The organism is Nocardia sp. NBC_00403, assembly GCF_036046055.1.
Classification (GTDB): domain Bacteria; phylum Actinomycetota; class Actinomycetes; order Mycobacteriales; family Mycobacteriaceae; genus Nocardia.
This window is the reverse complement of the sequence record NZ_CP107939.1, coordinates 8,650,027-8,664,929: the sequence shown is the minus strand read 5'-3', so window position 1 is coordinate 8,664,929 and position 14,903 is coordinate 8,650,027. Positions and strand designations below refer to the sequence as shown.

19 protein-coding genes are annotated in these 14,903 nt (G+C 66.8%); 9 read left to right on the top strand and 10 right to left on the bottom strand.

The features are described from left to right. The first annotated feature begins 138 nt into the window (after positions 1–138). The 4 genes from OHQ90_RS39045 to OHQ90_RS39030 all read left to right on the top strand — a co-directional run bounded on the left by OHQ90_RS39045 (position 139) and on the right by OHQ90_RS39030 (position 5,759). Complete coding sequence (locus OHQ90_RS39045; protein ID WP_328406354.1) at positions 139–1,677, top strand: cell division protein PerM; 1,539 nt, start codon at positions 139–141, stop codon at positions 1,675–1,677. Positions 1,678–1,734: 57 nt separating this feature from the next. Further along, complete coding sequence (gene purN / locus OHQ90_RS39040) at positions 1,735–2,409, top strand: phosphoribosylglycinamide formyltransferase (RefSeq protein ID WP_442941530.1); 675 nt, start codon at positions 1,735–1,737, stop codon at positions 2,407–2,409. An 80-nt stretch (positions 2,410–2,489) separates the two neighbouring features. Then, entirely contained in the window at positions 2,490–4,061 is a 1,572-nt protein-coding gene (gene purH / locus OHQ90_RS39035) for a bifunctional phosphoribosylaminoimidazolecarboxamide formyltransferase/IMP cyclohydrolase (RefSeq protein WP_328406350.1), read from the top strand. 129 nt (positions 4,062–4,190) lie between these two features. Beyond that, complete coding sequence (locus OHQ90_RS39030) at positions 4,191–5,759, top strand: beta-N-acetylhexosaminidase (protein ID WP_328406348.1); 1,569 nt, start codon at positions 4,191–4,193, stop codon at positions 5,757–5,759. Positions 5,760–5,768: 9 nt separating this feature from the next. Here OHQ90_RS39030 and OHQ90_RS39025 read toward each other — a convergent pair whose 3' ends face one another. After that, entirely contained in the window at positions 5,769–5,945 is a 177-nt protein-coding gene (locus tag OHQ90_RS39025) for a hypothetical protein (protein WP_328406346.1), read from the bottom strand. 48 nt (positions 5,946–5,993) lie between these two features. Next, positions 5,994–6,455, bottom strand: a complete 462-nt coding sequence (locus OHQ90_RS39020) for a hypothetical protein (RefSeq protein WP_442941279.1) — start codon at positions 6,453–6,455, stop codon at positions 5,994–5,996. A gap of 404 nt (positions 6,456–6,859) precedes the next feature. Between OHQ90_RS39020 and OHQ90_RS39015 the strand changes: the two genes are divergently transcribed. Next, positions 6,860–7,432, top strand: a complete 573-nt coding sequence (locus OHQ90_RS39015) for a LysM peptidoglycan-binding domain-containing protein (RefSeq protein ID WP_328406344.1) — start codon at positions 6,860–6,862, stop codon at positions 7,430–7,432. 305 nt (positions 7,433–7,737) lie between these two features. Here the strand turns inward: OHQ90_RS39015 and rpsR are convergent, their stop codons facing one another. The 4 genes from rpsR to rpmB are packed head-to-tail and all read right to left on the bottom strand — an operon-like array spanning position 7,738 to position 8,750. Next, complete coding sequence (gene rpsR, locus OHQ90_RS39010) at positions 7,738–7,992, bottom strand: 30S ribosomal protein S18 (protein ID WP_328406342.1); 255 nt, start codon at positions 7,990–7,992, stop codon at positions 7,738–7,740. A gap of 34 nt (positions 7,993–8,026) precedes the next feature. Further along, positions 8,027–8,332, bottom strand: coding sequence for a 30S ribosomal protein S14 (gene rpsN, locus OHQ90_RS39005; RefSeq protein WP_328406340.1), 306 nt, complete (start codon positions 8,330–8,332; stop codon positions 8,027–8,029). Next, complete coding sequence (rpmG, locus tag OHQ90_RS39000; RefSeq protein WP_328406338.1) at positions 8,332–8,502, bottom strand: 50S ribosomal protein L33; 171 nt, start codon at positions 8,500–8,502, stop codon at positions 8,332–8,334. The genes rpsN and rpmG overlap by 1 nt, the downstream gene beginning before the upstream one ends. Positions 8,503–8,513: 11 nt before the next feature. Beyond that, positions 8,514–8,750, bottom strand: coding sequence for a 50S ribosomal protein L28 (rpmB, locus tag OHQ90_RS38995; RefSeq protein ID WP_328406336.1), 237 nt, complete (start codon positions 8,748–8,750; stop codon positions 8,514–8,516). A gap of 101 nt (positions 8,751–8,851) precedes the next feature. Between rpmB and mrf the strand changes: the two genes are divergently transcribed. Genes mrf through rpmF form a run of 3 tightly spaced genes read left to right on the top strand, consistent with a single transcriptional unit; the run spans position 8,852 to position 10,615 of the window. Further along, positions 8,852–10,162, top strand: coding sequence for a ribosome hibernation factor-recruiting GTPase MRF (gene mrf / locus OHQ90_RS38990; RefSeq protein WP_442941278.1), 1,311 nt, complete (start codon positions 8,852–8,854; stop codon positions 10,160–10,162). After that, entirely contained in the window at positions 10,159–10,440 is a 282-nt protein-coding gene (locus OHQ90_RS38985; RefSeq protein WP_328406334.1) for a type B 50S ribosomal protein L31, read from the top strand. The genes mrf and OHQ90_RS38985 overlap by 4 nt, the downstream gene beginning before the upstream one ends. A gap of 1 nt (position 10,441) precedes the next feature. Continuing rightward, complete coding sequence (gene rpmF / locus OHQ90_RS38980) at positions 10,442–10,615, top strand: 50S ribosomal protein L32 (protein WP_328406332.1); 174 nt, start codon at positions 10,442–10,444, stop codon at positions 10,613–10,615. 412 nt (positions 10,616–11,027) lie between these two features. On the opposite strand, the gene OHQ90_RS38975 is transcribed toward rpmF, so the two are convergent. Beyond that, positions 11,028–12,074 carry a DUF1906 domain-containing protein gene (locus OHQ90_RS38975; protein ID WP_328406330.1) on the bottom strand — a complete coding sequence of 349 codons (1,047 nt, stop codon included), beginning with the start codon at positions 12,072–12,074 and terminating at the stop codon, positions 11,028–11,030. A 189-nt stretch (positions 12,075–12,263) separates the two neighbouring features. On the opposite strand from OHQ90_RS38975, the gene OHQ90_RS38970 reads away from it, so the two are divergent. Beyond that, a complete protein-coding gene (locus OHQ90_RS38970) occupies positions 12,264–13,076 on the top strand; it encodes a VOC family protein (RefSeq protein ID WP_328406328.1) in 813 nt (270 codons plus the stop codon). 44 nt (positions 13,077–13,120) lie between these two features. Here OHQ90_RS38970 and OHQ90_RS38965 read toward each other — a convergent pair whose 3' ends face one another. Genes OHQ90_RS38965 through OHQ90_RS38955 form a run of 3 tightly spaced genes read right to left on the bottom strand, consistent with a single transcriptional unit; the run spans position 13,121 to position 14,898 of the window. Next, positions 13,121–13,927, bottom strand: a complete 807-nt coding sequence (locus OHQ90_RS38965; protein WP_328406326.1) for an MHYT domain-containing protein — start codon at positions 13,925–13,927, stop codon at positions 13,121–13,123. Continuing rightward, a complete protein-coding gene (locus OHQ90_RS38960) occupies positions 13,920–14,543 on the bottom strand; it encodes a GTP-binding protein (RefSeq protein ID WP_328406324.1) in 624 nt (207 codons plus the stop codon). The genes OHQ90_RS38965 and OHQ90_RS38960 overlap by 8 nt, the downstream gene beginning before the upstream one ends. Then, positions 14,524–14,898: a DUF742 domain-containing protein gene (locus tag OHQ90_RS38955; RefSeq protein WP_328406322.1), complete on the bottom strand. Its 375-nt coding sequence runs from the start codon at positions 14,896–14,898 to the stop codon at positions 14,524–14,526. Before OHQ90_RS38955 ends, OHQ90_RS38960 begins: the two co-directional genes overlap by 20 nt. Between the last annotated feature and the right edge of the window lie 5 nt (positions 14,899–14,903).

The window sequence follows — 14,903 nt, the reverse complement described above, 5'->3', positions numbered from 1 at the left end:
GCCGCGCCCATCGCGGGCGGGCGCGGCGCGCCTGACCCGCTCGCGCCGGGGGAGCTGCCACGCTGAATTTCTATGAGCTCCCCGAGATCCTCTCTTGTTCGCCGGACCACCGGGTCCCGTAGCGCGCCGGATTCCTCGGTGCGCAGGTCGCGTCGCGGCGCTCCGGCACCAAGCGATGGCGACGAACACGGGTTCCTTTCGCTGAGTCCGGAACGCGCCCGCGTGCTGGTGCTCGTCGCCGCCCGCCCGACGGCTCTCACGCTCACCGCCGTTATCGTCCTCGTGCTCGCCACGCTGCTGGCCTCGGGCAGCGACATGGCCGGAACCTCCGGCGCGATCGCCGCGGGTTGGCTTGCGACGCACCAGGTTCCGCTGGTGATCGGCAAGACATCGCTCGGCCTGCTGCCGCTGCTGCCGACCAGTCTGCTGGTCTGGCTTTCCGGACGTGAATGTGCCCGCGCGGTCGAGCCGAACAGCACTCGCGCAGATCTCGGTTGGATTCTCGGTGCGGCGCTGGGCGGGCCCCTACTGGTCACGGCGGTCTGTCTGGCGGTCGCCGAGGACGCCTCCGGAGTCGTCGCGCTGCAACCGCCGAACACCCTCGCCGCGTTCGGTTGGGTCGGCAGCGTGCATCTACTCGCCGCGGCGGGTGGGATCGCCTCCCGCAATCGGCGCCGGGTTTTCACTCTGCTGCGGATGCCGGACTGGGCTGTCGCAGGCACGTTCGGCGCGGGCCGGACCGTGCTGCGGCTACTCGCCTGTGCCACCGCGGTCACCGTCATGTCATTCTTCGCACATTGGTCCAGGATCGGTGAGACCTACCAATCGGCCGGCAATGCCGCCGGGGTTATCGGACTGACTCTGCTCTCGCTCGCCTATCTGCCGAATGTGGTCGTCGCTGCGGTGAGCGTGCTGATGGGCGCATCCGCACAGTTCGGCGCCGCGTCGGTCGGTGTGTTCTCGGTGGTCGGCGGGCCGATTCCGGCGGCGCCGGTGCTCGCCGCGGTGCCGACCGGGCCTGCTGCGGGATGGTGGCTGGTGCTGCTGCTCATCCCGGCGGCGGTCGGTGTCCTCAGCGGGCTGGACAGCGCGCGGACCTCCACCGACCGGATCGCCGCACCCTGGGCGACGCTGACCTCGGCCGGTCTGGCGACCGTGGTGCTGGCATTGCTCGGCGTGGTCGCGGGTGGTGTGCTCGGGACGTTCGGCCGAGTCGGTCTCGACCTGCCGATCTTTGCGGTGGTGAGCTTCGTCTGGCTGGCCGTCGCGGGTTATGCGGGGCTGGTATTCGGGCGTTTCTTCGTCGTCCCGGTCGGTGCTTCGAGTACCCGATACGACGAGGACGACGACTACTACTACGCGGACGACGAGTACGCCGACTATTACGCGGACGACGAGTACGCCGACTATCACCACGCCGCCGACTATCACGATGACGACTACGACGCCGACCACGACGAGTACGCGGCCGATGACGACGACTACTTCGACGACGACGAGTACCAGCACTACGACGGGCCTGACCTCGAGGTGGAAGTCGACGGCGAGCTCGTCGAGGAGCAACCTGCCCTCGGCGTGCGCGGTTCGGCGCCGGGCGGCGATACCATCCCCGACATCGTCGACGCCGAAGTGGTCGAGGCGGACCTGCCGGAAAGTGACCCGGTGGACGGTCGTTAGGCTCTACAGCGGCGGTCTCGTGCCGCCCGCACTATGAACAGCCCCGCCTTTCGATCGATACGCAGGAGTAGAGCGCTGACGTCCCCGCATGCTCAGTGGGTGCCCACCACGGCCCCGGCCACCGTCGTCGTGCTGGCCTCGGGCACCGGGTCGCTGCTGCGCGCCCTCATCGAAGCCGCGTCCGCATCCGACTATCCCGCGAGAATCGTCGCCGTCGGTGTCGACAGGAACTGTGCCGCCACCGAGCACGCGGCCGCCGCGGGCATCCCGGATTTCCGGGTGGCGCTCAAAGACTTTCCCGACCGCGCCGCGTGGGATGCCGCGCTGACCGAGGCGGTCGCCGCGTACCACCCCGATCTCGTCGTCTCGGCCGGCTTCATGAAGCTCCTCGGTCCGGCGTTCATGACCCGATTCGGCGGCCGGATCATCAATACCCACCCCGCGCTGCTGCCCGCCTTCCCCGGCGCGCACGGGGTACGTGACGCGCTGGCTTACGGTGTCCGCGTCACCGGCTCCACTGTGCACCTTGTCGATTCCGGCGTCGACACCGGACCGATCCTCGCGCAGGAAGCGGTGCCGGTGCTGGACGACGACGACGAGGCCACGCTGCACGAGCGCATCAAGGTTGTCGAGCGACGGTTGCTGGCGGAAGTTGTCGCCGCCGTCGCCATCAGAGGCATTGTCTCCGACGGACGAAAGGCAGTTATCCCAGATGAGCGAGTTCTTCGGTGAGTGAGCGCAGCGAAGGAACGGTTGACCCGGCTGAGCGCAGCGAAGGAACGGTTGACCCGGCTGAGCGCAGCGAAGGATCGGTGCGGAAGTCGATCAAGCGGGCCCTTGTCAGCGTGTACGACAAGACCGGGCTCATCGAGCTCGCCACCGGGCTGCACGCCGCGGGCATCGAGCTCGTGTCGACCGGGTCGACCGCAGGCAAGATCGCCGACGCGGGCATCCCGGTCACCAAGGTCGAGGACCTGACCGGGTTCCCGGAGACCCTGGACGGCCGGGTCAAGACGCTGCACCCACGCGTGCACGCGGGCATCCTCGCCGACACCCGCAAGGCTGAGCACGTCGACCAGCTGGTGGAGTTGGGCGTCGAGGCGTTCCAGCTGGTGGTGGTGAACCTGTATCCGTTCACCGCGACCGTGGCCAGCGGGGCGACTCCGGACGAGTGCGTCGAGCAGATCGATATCGGCGGGCCGTCCATGGTGCGCGCCGCCGCCAAGAACCACCCTTCGGTCGCGGTGGTCGTCGACAGCGGCGACTACGACGACGTGCTCAGCGCGGTGCAGGCCGGCGGTTTCACGCTGGCCGAGCGGACCGCGTTGGCGGCCAAGGCTTTCCAACACACCGCGAGCTATGACGTCGCCGTGGCGAGCTGGATGACCAACGTGCTGGTGCCGCGGAAGGCCGAGTCGGCCGAGCTCGCCGGTGTGCAGTTCCCCGGCTGGCTGGGCGGCACCTGGGCGCAGGCCGCGGTGCTGCGCTACGGCGAGAACCCGCACCAGGCCGCCGCGCTTTACGTCGACAACGACGGCGGCGTCGGGCTCGCGCAGGCACTGCAGTTGCACGGCAAGGAAATGTCGTACAACAACTACACCGATGCCGATGCCGCGTGGCGCGCCGCATACGACCACACCGCCCCCGCGGTGGCAATCATCAAGCACGCCAACCCCTGTGGCATTGCGATCGGCGCCGATATCGCCGAGGCGCACCGCAAGGCGCACGCGTGTGATCCGGTCAGCGCCTACGGCGGTGTGATCGCGGCCAACCGTGAGGTGACCGTCGAGATGGCCGAGCAGGTCGCCGAGATCTTCACCGAGGTGATCGTCGCTCCGTCCTACGCCGACGGCGCCGTGGAAGTGTTGCAGCGCAAGAAGAATGTGCGCATCCTGGTTGCTGCGGCACCGCAGCGGGCCGGCGGAGAGCTGCGTCCGATCAGCGGTGGTGCGTTGCTGCAGCAACGCGACATTCTGGACGCGGCAGGCGATGACCCGGAGAACTGGACGCTGGTGGCCGGGGAGGCCGCCGACGCCGAGACCCTGGCGGATCTCGAATTCGCTTGGCGCGCCTGCCGTGCCGTGAAGTCGAACGCGATCCTGCTCGCCCACGACGGTGCCTCGGTCGGCGTCGGCATGGGACAGGTGAACCGGGTTGACGCGGTCGGCCTTGCCGTGCAGCGCGCCGGTGACCGCGCCAAGGGCTCGGTCGCCGCTTCGGACGCGTTCTTCCCCTTCTCGGATGGTCCGCAGCAGCTCATTCAAGCGGGCATCCGCGCGATCGTGCAGCCGGGCGGCTCGGTCCGCGATCAGGACACCGTGGATCTGGCCCGCGAGGCCGGAGTCACCCTGTACCTCACGGGTTCTCGCCACTTCGCGCACTGAGCTACACCACGTCACGCACTTGGTCGAGCAAGAGGGCGGGCCCATCGGGTCCGCCCTCTTCGCGTCCGCGCACGACACAGGTCGCCAACCTTCGGCGGATATCGAACCCGGCTTTCTACAGTTGGTCGCATGTCGACTCGTGCAGCGATGGCGTCCGGTGTGGTCATGATGCTCGCGGCGGTCACCATGGTGTTCGGTGCGCAGGGGCAGGCCGGTGCGGAGCAGGTCGTGCCCCAGGCCATTCCGTCGCTGAAGAGCTGGGTGCCCGGTGGGTCCTCGTTCGCGCTCGGTGCACACGCGCGGGTGTTATACGCGCAGGATGTGCTGCGCGACAGCGCCACCGACCTTGCCGAAGGACTGCGCGCCGTCACCGGCAATGACGTTGTGGCGCAGTCGGGTTCGGTGGGCGAGTCGGGCGACCTCGTGCTGCGCACCGGTTCGGTGCCAGCGGCGCCGGAATCTCCTGAGGCCTACCGGATATCGGTGTCGGAAACCCTCGAGCTGACCGGTGTGGATGTCGCGGGCACCTTTTACGCGACCAGGTCGGCGCTGCAACTGCTACGGCGCGGCACCACGCTGCCCGGCGGGGTCGTGACCGATTGGCCGGAGTACCGCGAGCGCGGGCTGATGCTCGATGTCGGCCGCGAGTATATGCCGGTCGATATGCTGCGCGCCCAGATCCGGCGGATGGGGCAGCTCAAATTGAATGTGCTGCATCTGCATCTCTCGGACCGATTCGGGTTCCGGCTCGGCAGCGACCGGCATCCGGAAGTCACAGCGCAGGAACACTATTCGAAACAAGAGCTACGCGATCTCATCGCATATGCGGCGCACTACCAGGTCGAGATCGTGCCCGAGGTGGACTTTCCCGGCCATATGAACGGCATTCTCGCCGCCCATTCGGAGTTGAAACTGCGCAGCGTGAACGGTGTCGTGTCCGACGCCGCCATCGACATCGCCGATCCGCGCAGCTACGACCTGATGCGCGACATCCTCGAAGAGTTCCTGCCGTTGTTCCCTGGGCGCTATTGGCATCTCGGTGCGGACGAGTTCCTGCTCGACGGCCTCCGTGTCGCGAGCTTCGAGGACTATCCACAGATCGGCGCGTATGCGCGCGCCACCTACGGACCGCAGGCTCAACCGGTGGATGCCCTTCTCGGCCTGATCAATTGGGGCGCGGCGATAGTGCGGGAGCACGGCAAGCGACCGCGTATCTGGAACGACGGTCTGCACACCGGCGAGGGAACCATCGCCATCGATTCCGACATCGTCGTCGATTTCTGGAGTAGGGCGGGGATTGCGCAACTGCCGCTGCCGTACTTCGGAATCGCGCGCACCGCAGTGGATCTCATCGCGTCGGGACACGAGGTCCGCAACGCGGCCTTCACACCGACCTACTTCGTGACCGGCGGCCCGACCTCGATCGGCAATGTGCCTGCGCCGATAGCCTACGAGCTGTGGGACCCCGCGGTGTTCGTCGACGGCAGCAGGCTGACACCGCAGCAGAACGCAGGCAACCTCGGGTCCGGTCTGTTCGTGTGGTGCGACGACCCGACTGTTCGGACGCCCGCCCAGATTGCCGTGTCGATCACGATGCCGCTGCGGGTGATGGCGCAGAAGACCTGGGGCCCGGCCCGCGCGGGCAGCTACCTGGAGTTCGCCGCGCTATCGGACGCGGTCGCCGAACCCGTCTCGTGAGCGATGCGCTCATCCTTTGATCTGCACACCACGATGCCATGTCTCGAGACATGTTGGTGCGTAATGCTTTTCGGTGCGGTGCGGTGCGGTGCGGTGCGGTGCGGTGCGGTGCGGTGCGGTGCGGTGCGGTGCGGTGCGGTGCGGTGCGGTGCGGTGCGGTGCGTACACATCTACGACATCGGTCACCAGGATGTGTTTCCGCCGCTGAGGGGCTGCGACCTCGCTGAGGGGGCCTTACGTCGCGCTGAGGACCTGGCGGTTCCCGAGTGGAGCCTGCAGCGGCACCTCGAGCGTGCCGAACACTGCGATCATCGTGCACATCCGCCCGACTGCATCGGCGCGCGTACCGGACCGCAGTTCGATGGTGACCGTCGAATCGGTCTCCTTCGCGGTTGCGTCCACGCCGTAGCACTCGGGTGCGCCGGTCTGGAAGTTCACCGCGATCCGATCGTCGGCGACCCGGGTCCACGAGGTGAACGGAATCGGATGGGCTCCGACGATGGTCGGATCGGCGACGAAGGGGTTGCCGGACTTGCCGCTCGCCTGCTCGGTGGGCGTCGTCGGCGCCGAGGTCGTTGCGGTCGTCGTTTTCTGTTGTGCGCCTTCGTCGTCGGAGCCACCGCAGCCTGCGACAGCGAGGACGGCGAGCAGAACTGCGGCAGCAGCAACGGGGCGCGCACCCGACATCCGAGACATGGACACCACCCTAGTTGACCACGCCCCGCGACCGGCGCAGATCGCCCTCGCCGTGTGCCAGCTATCGCCGTAGATGGCCTGCTGCACTGTGCGGCAATCCAACACAGCGACCAACGCCACACAGTGAACTTTCGGCGAACCGTGCGCGTAATCCTTCCGCGCGGCCCGGAAGGGCAGTAGATTCGGCTCCGACGTACGCCATGATCTTGTTTCGAGCGATCTGCAAGCAAGTCGCCAGCGGTGTTGTTGTGACCTGCTAGCAGTCGCAAGCGGTGTTGTTTTCGGGAGACCTGCAAGCAGTCGCAAGCGGTGTTGTTTCGGGCGACCCGCGTGCAGTCGCAAGCGGTGTCGCGGCGTGCGTCGATGTCGGATGCTTGGCACAGTAACTCTTCGAAAGGAACGACGTGGGCGACACGCTGCGCGTAGGTGAAGAACTCGGGCTCGGCCAGTCTCTGGTGGGCGGTGCGTACACCCTGACCCTGCAGCCGGATGGCAACCTGGTGTTGTCGGAGCCGGATGGAAATGTCGTGTGGGCCACCCAGACTCACGATCAGGGTGTCGAGCGCGCCGTCCTGCAGGCGGATGGCAACTTTGTGCTCTACAAGGGCGATGGCGCTGCCTGGTCCACCGAGACCAACGGCAGGAGCGCGGACCGGCTGACCGTGCAGGCCGACCGCAACGTGGTGCTGTACGGCACCGACGGCAGCGCCCTGTGGTCGTCGGAGACCCAGACCGACAACCCGCTGTCTGCTCCCGAGCCGGTCGCCGAGGCCGAGGCCGAGGCCGCGCCGGCCGCCGAAGAGGTTCCGCCCCCGCCGCCGGCTGCGCAGACCTACACGGTCGAGCCGGGCGACACCCTGTGGGCGATCGCCGAGCGCTTCTACGGCGACGGCAACCGCTACCAGGAGATCGCGAACGCAAGCGGCATCGACAACCCGGATGCGATCAACGTCGGCCAGGTCCTGACCATCCCGTAATTTTGGCCGCGGGCGCGACGGGTTCGCGGCCCCCCTTGGTCTCGCGTCCGAGCCGTCGAGACTCGCGCCTTCGGCGCATGCGCGAGTGTCGGGCCTTCGTCCGCCCCGGCGCTTCAAGCTTCGACGACTCGGACGCGAGGCAGGTCGTGAACGGGTTGTTCGTAAGACTCGCTCCGTGGTGGTCGCGTCAGTGGCGATTCGCGCGACCGAATGACTGCGGAGCTGGATGACCGCGCTGTGATCGACCAAGGCCCCCGACACATTCTTCATTGCGTCGGGGGCCCTGGTCGTTGGACGGGGTGGGCTTACCGACTGGTGAACGGCAAGAGTGCCATCTCGCGGGCGTTCTTCACCGCGACGGCGACCTGGCGCTGCTGCTGGGGGGTGAGCCCGGTGACCCGGCGGCTGCGGATCTTGCCGCGGTCGGAGATGAAGGTGCGCAGCAGATTCACGTCTTTGTAGTCGACGATCTCGATGCCCGCGGAGATGAGCGGGTTCTTCTTGGGCCGCCGGTTCTGTTCGGCGCGAACCTTCTTCGAGGGTGCTCGCTTGACTGCCATATGACGGGTTCCTTCTCACGAGAACAGTGGTTGTCTACCAGCTCGATTTGTGCACACCGGGCAATTCGCCCCGATGGGCCATTTCGCGCACTCGCACACGGGAGAGTCCGAACTTCCGGAGATGACCGCGCGGCCGTCCGTCAGCGGCGTCCCGATTGCGCAATCGTACCGGACTCGCATCGCGAGGCAGCCGTTGTAGCGCCGACTGCGCGACGGCACGGTCGGCGTCGGAGGTGGCCGGGTTTCGGATCAGCTCCTTGAGCTCGGCGCGCCGGGTGGCATAGCGCGCGACGACCTCCTCGCGTTGTTGGTTGCGTGCGATCTTCGACTTCTTGGCCATCAGCGTTCCTCGCGGAAATCGACGTGCTTGCGGACCACGGGGTCGTATTTGCGCAGCACCATCCGGTCCGGATCGTTGCGCCGATTCTTTCGGGTGACGTACGTATATCCGGTTCCCGCAGTGGATTTCAGCTTGATGATCGGCCGGAGCTCGGTCGACTTGGATGCCATCGGTGTTCCTCTCAGATCTTGTCGCCGCGAGCCCGGATCCGGGCCACAACGGCTTCGATTCCGTCCCGGTCGATGGTCTTGATGCCTTTGGCGGAGACGGTCAGCGTGATGCGCCGATCCTCGCTGGGCAGGTAGTAGGTCTTGCGCTGGATATTGGGGTTCCAGCGACGACTCGTCCGTTTATGCGAGTGCGACACGGACTTGCCGAACCCCGGCTTGCGCCCGGTGACCTGGCAGTGGGCCGACATGCGGTCTCCCTCCAGTAGATGACAATCGTTTTCGACAACGGCTGTTCGACAATGTACCGTCGGGCTACTGTAAATGAAAATCGTTATCGAAAGGAGTACCGGTGATCGAGTCCGACCGGAGAACGCCCGTCGTGGTGATCGCCGGATCTTCCGGACGCGCGACGGCGGGTGTGGACCGCGCGGCCGATGCGCTGCGCATGACGCCAGGCACCGTGACCATTCGGCACGACCTGAGTGGATTGCGCGAAGGCATCGTGCATCGGACGGTGTGCGCCGGCGAGCACGAGACCTCGGCGGTGCTCGAACTCGCGCACGGCTGCGTCTCGTGCACCCTGCGCATGGATCTGTTGCCCCTGCTGTGCGCGTTGGCCGCGCGCGACTCGGTGTATCGCATTGTGCTCGCGCTCGATCCGGCGTTCGAAGCCGAAGCGGTCTGCCAGGCGATCGAGAATGTCGTCGTCACCGGCATCGTCGGCAGGGTGGATGGGCCTGCCGGTCGCGACGTGCGCCTGGAGGCCGTGGTGACCTGCCTCGAGGCCGAGCGGTGGCTCGCCGATGCGACCGGTGAGGAGACGCTCGCCGAGCGCGGCCTCGCCACCGCGGACGACGAACGAGCTGTCGCGCAGCTCGCGGTCGGCCAGGTCGATTTCGCCGATGCCGTTGTGGCGCTCGGTGATTCGGGTGACCCGCTAGAGCGGCTGCGGCTCGGCGCGGTGCTGGCCAGGCTGGTGCCCGAAGCCCCCATCGCCTGGGTGGCCCCCGACGGTCCCGGCTCCGAGGAGATCGAGACCCTGCTCACCCGAATTCCCGTGGACTCCCGGCGCGGCCGGGTCTTCGACGCGCACGCGCCGCTCCTGCGCGGACAGCCACCGCTCGGCGCCGATCACGCAGTCACGCTGATGGAGTTCGCCGCGAGCCGCCCCTTCCATCCTGTGCGCCTGCACGAAGCGCTCGACGTGCTGTTCGACGGTGTGGTGACCGCACGTGGCCGCATCTGGCTCGCCACTCAGCCCGACGAGGTGGTGTGGCTGGAGTCGGCGGGCGGCGGCCTGCGCGTCGGTGGTGCGGGACCGTGGCTGGCGGCAATGAGCCCTGCGGAGCTGGAAAGCGCCGATCCGACTCGGCGGGTGATGGCCGCACTGCGCTGGGACGACAGGTTCGGCGATCGGGACATCTCGCTGGTGATCCTGGTGCACGACGCCGATCCTGCCGAGATTCGCCAGGCCCTGCACTGGGCTCTTGTCGAGGACGACGAACTACGCCTGCTCGAACGCGCGCCCGAACTGGTCGCGCAGTGGGAAGACCCGTTCGGCGAATGGCACACCGACCCGTGCGAGACCGGTGAATCGACCGGCCTGCCCGTGGAAGGCAGTGCGGGACAGTCGAAAAGCCCGAAAGGAGAAAGCACATGAAGATCGGAATACATCCGGACTACCACCCGGTGGTTTTCGAGGATTCGAGCACCGGCAAGCAGTTCCTGACCAGGTCCACCTCCACCAGCACGCGGACGGTGCAGTGGTCGGACGGCAACACCTACCCGTTGCTCATGGTGGACGTGACGTCCGATTCGCACCCGTTCTGGACCGGAGCGCACCGCGTGATGGACACCCAGGGCCGGGTGGAGAAGTTCGAGCGCAAGTACGGCAGGCGGGCCCGCGCAGCGTCCCAGCCCGGACGAGGGGAGGGCTGACATGGCGGTTCCGAAGCGCAGGATGTCGCGGTCGAATACCCGCAGCCGCCGCGCACAGTGGAAGGCGACACCGCCCGACCTGGTGCCGGTCACTGTCGGAGGTGTTGTGCACAAGGTGCCGCGCCGGTTGTTGCAGGCGGTACGGCGTGGGCTGATCGACCTCGATCGGATCTGATCGAGGTCCGGTTCGAACGCGGTGCGCTCGAACGACAGTGGGCCGGCCGGGAAACCGGCCGGCCCACCGCTGCATCCGATGCGATAAGGGCAATCGATGAGCTACCGATGTGTCCTACGCCACATGGCAATTCTTTGACGGCGCGGTTGCGATGCGTTAGCCGATGGTTGAAATACGTACTGAGAGTTGGTTTTTGGTGCCCGTAAAAGTCCTCATGAAGTGATGATTTCGTGTCCCTACGCCGGTACCCTCGTGCGAGAGGGCGGGTTCTCCTGGACCCCCGAGAGAACCCGCTCATCGCCAAAATTCCGGCCGAATCGGCCGACCTCGATCTTCCGAATCCCTTTGTCCCCCTGTGATTCGCGCGTCCCCACCCGATCCAGCAACAGTGGGGCTGTAGGCGACGTTCAGTTCACTGCACGGTTCCGGGCTGTGCCGGCTGTGCGATCTCGGCTCGGTCATCCTGCGCCGATTCGCCATGACCGGGCATACCGGGCAAGTCCGGCAACAAGGACTCCAGTCGAGCCAGCTGCTCCGCGACGAGCGCCGCGGGACCTTCGATCAGGGACAACGGCCACGGCCAATGCCGCCCGTTCAACCGCTCGACCTCATCAACCAAATCGGCTGTCGTGGCCTCCAGTTCACTGATCTCGGTCCGCAATTCGCCGATTTGCGTTCGCAATCCAGTTGATTCGCGCTCCAGGTCCTCGATCCGGTGCAGCGCCGCGGCCAGTCCGTCCACCAGGGTCAGGCTGCGGCCATCGGCGTCGGTGCCCAACTGCGGCCAGCCGGCAAGGCCGGGCCCACGCAGCTGAATCTGGATGTCACGCAGCACTGCCTCTTGTTCCGGCGTCACGTCCGGTTCCTCCTGTAGGAAATCCCATTGGCCGAAGTCTTCGGTTTCGGCCTCGTTCACATCGCAGAGCACCCCGGCGACCACCACCTGGCGCAGCGTCTGATGGATGTTGCGGCGAGTTTCGACATTGGTCCCCGACCAGGCATCGGTCTGCCACGCCCACGCCGCACTGCCCGCGTCCAGCGCCCTGCTGACCGACCAATACCCGCCGTAGACACCGACATTCGCGGCGCCGAGAACCGTTGCCGCACCATTCAGGTAGGCGTTGATGGCGAGTTGATCCTGCGGCGTCGAATCGAAATCGGCGGAGAAGTAGATCGGCCGGTCCCGGCGGCCACCGCAGCGCAGCACCTGTGCCAGGCCCGCGCGGGCATCCACGATGCCGGCACCATGGCCGTCGAGCATGCGGGCGGCGGTGGTTTCCCAGTTCGACACGATCGACACCCCGTGCGCCCGCAGATCGTCGGCCTCGGCGGGCGTGAGCAGCTTGCCCGGCAGTGTCGGGCCGCCATCGGACAGGTAGCGCACCACGAAATCGAACCCTGCCGCGCGGATTGCTGCACCCCCAGGACGTCCCGCGGCGTAGTCCAGACCGAAACGCATATCTCTCACTGTAAGACGGTCGGGCACGGAAATCGGCGGCATTGCCGAACCCGCGAAAACTGTCGGTCCCGGCTGGTTGACTGTGGGTGGTTCGCGTGGTCGCCGAGATGGTGAGTGCACCGCGGAGTTGTGAGAAGGCGATTGCTCGGCCGTTTGTCGATACGAAACTCATCGAAACGGAGATGTCCAATGCCCATACGCAACGAGGCCTGGCAACCTGGTACACCCGCCTGGGTCGACTGTCAGGTCGACGACCCGGCGAAGGCCAGCGAGTTCTACACCCAGTTGTTCGGTTGGGAGATCCAGGACGGCGGCCCGGATACGGGCGGCTATCTGATGGCGGCGAAATCCGGCGCGGCGGTGGCGGGCATCGGGCCCAAGCCCGACGCCATGCCCGGGATGCCGTCGGCCTGGACGACCTACTTCGCCGTCGTGAACGCCGACACCAGCGCCGACGCGGTGGTGGCCGCGGGCGGCCGGTTGATGGTGCCGACCTTCGACGTGATGGAGTTCGGCCGGATGTTCGTCGCCGCCGACCCGAGCGGCGCGGCCTTCGCGGTATGGCAAGCCAAGCAGCACAACGGCGCCGCGGTCTACAACGAGCACGGCGCCTACGTCTGGAACGAGCTGCACACCCGCGACCTGCCGGCCGCGAAGGACTTCTATGCAAATGTCTTCGGCTTCAGCTACGCCGATTTCCAACTCGGCGACGCCGAGTATCTGATGTTCACCCCGCCGGGCCGGACCGAAGGGGTCGGCGGGCTGACCGACGACTCGGCTACGGTGAGCGACTCGATGCCGGACTACTGGCTGGTGTGGTTCCAGTTCGACGACGTCGACGCGGGCATCGCCAAGGCCCTCGAACTGGGCGGCACCGTGTTGCAGCCCGCGTCGGACTCCCCGGTCGGGCGGTCGGCCGTCCTCGCGGCTCCGCAGGGTGAGTCGTTCGGCATCATCGATCCGAGTCGAGCCGCCGGCGAGATGCCTGCCCCGAAGGGCTGAGGCGGGTTCAGTCCCCACGCGAACTCGGTCGGGCTCGAGGCGACTCAGCGAGCCGCTTCGAGCCCGACCCGCCGCGTGGTTTCGGCGATCGCCGCGGTGTCGCGCCGATCGGGTGCGACGAGCACGGCGGTGATCGGCACGGTCAGGGCCAGCGACCCGATGACGAACATAGGGAAGACGAAGTCGAACAGCGGAAGTCCGGTCGGCGCCTTCGCCGTCGGATCGATGGTGAGCTCGATCGCGCCGATACCGGCGTAGTACATCCCGGCCACACCGATGCCGAACAGCACCGTCGTCGCCGCTCGTGCCATCGGGAACTGGAAGGCCTGTACGGACCACAGTGTGGCGGTCGCGGTGATGATGGCGACGGTCAGCGATACCGCGGCCAGCGCCGGTGAAATCTCGACCGAGCCCTGAACCTGGATCGAACCGATGCCGAGGTAGAGCGACAGCCCGGTGCCCAGCCCCATGACGACGCCGCCTGCGATCAAGCGCGGCAGGTGCAGGGTGCGCCCGATGATCACCAGTGCGGCGAACACCGCGACGAATGCCACGACCATCGACGTGATGAGGCTGCCCGCGTCGAACCGCACATCGCTGCCCGGCACGTGCACGCCGAGCAGCACCACCGAAGTGGCCAGCCAGATCCCGACGCCGCCGACCGAAACGGCCGCCGAGGCGAGCCACACCAGCCGGAAACGAATCGACCGCGAACCGTGCAGGATGCAGGCCACCCCGACCACCGCGCCGACGACCGAGATCCCCAAGGAGAGCGCGGCGATCCAGTACCCCATCGAGAACTGGTCCACCGCACCGTTGTTCCCGAGCGAGAACAACCGGACCTCATGCATGCGAGGCGGTTCCTTCCAGTTCCGAGGCCTTCAGCTGGGCGATTGCGTATTCGGTCACCGCGGCGAGTGCTTGGCGCACCTCCATGGCGTTGCGGGCGTCGATGTCCACGATCGGCACGCCCTCGCGCACCGAAAGCGCTTCGCGCAATTCGGCGATCGGGAAGCGGGGCGCGTCGGGGAACCGGTTGACCGCGATGAGGAACGGCAGTTTGCGCGCCTCGAAGAAATCGACCGCGGCGAAGCTGTCCTCCAGCCGTCTGGTGTCGATCAGCACCACCGCGCCGATTGCACCACGGATCAGGTCGTCCCACATGAACCAGAAGCGACGCTGGCCCGGGGTTCCGAACAGGTACAACACCAGGTTGCCTGGCAGGATGATCCGCCCGAAATCCATGGCGACCGTGGTTGTTTCCTTCTCCGGGGTATCGGCGAGATCGTCGATACCGTCGGAGAAGCGGGTCACCATCGCCTCGGTGCGTAGCGGAACGATCTCCGACACCGCGCCGACAAAGGTTGTCTTGCCCGCTCCGAAGCCACCCGCTACAACGATTTTCGTCGATGCGACGCGGGAATCGGCATCGTTCGGTGCGAGGTTGTTATAACGCGCGGAGTCCACGCAAAGTCCTCTCCATCAGTGAACGGCGCTCGTCAAAACTCGCCTCTTCGGTCAGTGTCGAATGCATCCGCAGGTGTCCGTCGACGACCAGGTCGCCGACCATGACCCGAACCATTCCGAGTGGACGATCCAGGTGCGCGGCGATCTCGGCAACCGAGAGACGGTGGGTGCCCAGCCTGAGGATCTCCGTACGGAGATCTCCCGATGGCCAGTCGAGATGGGCAGTGTAAGACAGGGTTTCGATGACAGCCTCAAGCGGCAGGTCGACCGCGGGCTCGGTACGCCCAGAGGTCAGCGCATACGGTCTGACGCGGGTGGCCGGTCGGTGTTGTCCGGGGCCGTTGGGGCTGGACATCTCAC

What these genes read in the sequence shown, in the direction of transcription:
- OHQ90_RS38965 (WP_328406326.1), bottom strand. Translation starts at nt 13,927, where the DNA reads ATGCATGAGGTCCGGTTGTTCTCGCTCGGGAACAACGGTGCGGTGGAC.
- rpmB (WP_328406336.1), bottom strand. Translation starts at nt 8,750, where the DNA reads ATGTCGGCCCACTGCCAGGTCACCGGGCGCAAGCCGGGGTTCGGCAAG.
- rpmG (WP_328406338.1), bottom strand. Translation starts at nt 8,502, where the DNA reads ATGGCATCCAAGTCGACCGAGCTCCGGCCGATCATCAAGCTGAAATCC.
- OHQ90_RS38955 (WP_328406322.1), bottom strand. Translation starts at nt 14,898, where the DNA reads ATGTCCAGCCCCAACGGCCCCGGACAACACCGACCGGCCACCCGCGTC.
- rpmF (WP_328406332.1), top strand. Translation starts at nt 10,442, where the DNA reads ATGGCGGTTCCGAAGCGCAGGATGTCGCGGTCGAATACCCGCAGCCGC.
- rpsR (WP_328406342.1), bottom strand. Translation starts at nt 7,992, where the DNA reads ATGGCAGTCAAGCGAGCACCCTCGAAGAAGGTTCGCGCCGAACAGAAC.
- OHQ90_RS38970 (WP_328406328.1), top strand. Translation starts at nt 12,264, where the DNA reads ATGCCCATACGCAACGAGGCCTGGCAACCTGGTACACCCGCCTGGGTC.
- OHQ90_RS38975 (WP_328406330.1), bottom strand. Translation starts at nt 12,074, where the DNA reads ATGCGTTTCGGTCTGGACTACGCCGCGGGACGTCCTGGGGGTGCAGCA.
- OHQ90_RS38985 (WP_328406334.1), top strand. Translation starts at nt 10,159, where the DNA reads ATGAAGATCGGAATACATCCGGACTACCACCCGGTGGTTTTCGAGGAT.
- OHQ90_RS39020 (WP_442941279.1), bottom strand. Translation starts at nt 6,455, where the DNA reads ATGTCTCGGATGTCGGGTGCGCGCCCCGTTGCTGCTGCCGCAGTTCTG.
- OHQ90_RS39030 (WP_328406348.1), top strand. Translation starts at nt 4,191, where the DNA reads ATGTCGACTCGTGCAGCGATGGCGTCCGGTGTGGTCATGATGCTCGCG.
- rpsN (WP_328406340.1), bottom strand. Translation starts at nt 8,332, where the DNA reads ATGGCCAAGAAGTCGAAGATCGCACGCAACCAACAACGCGAGGAGGTC.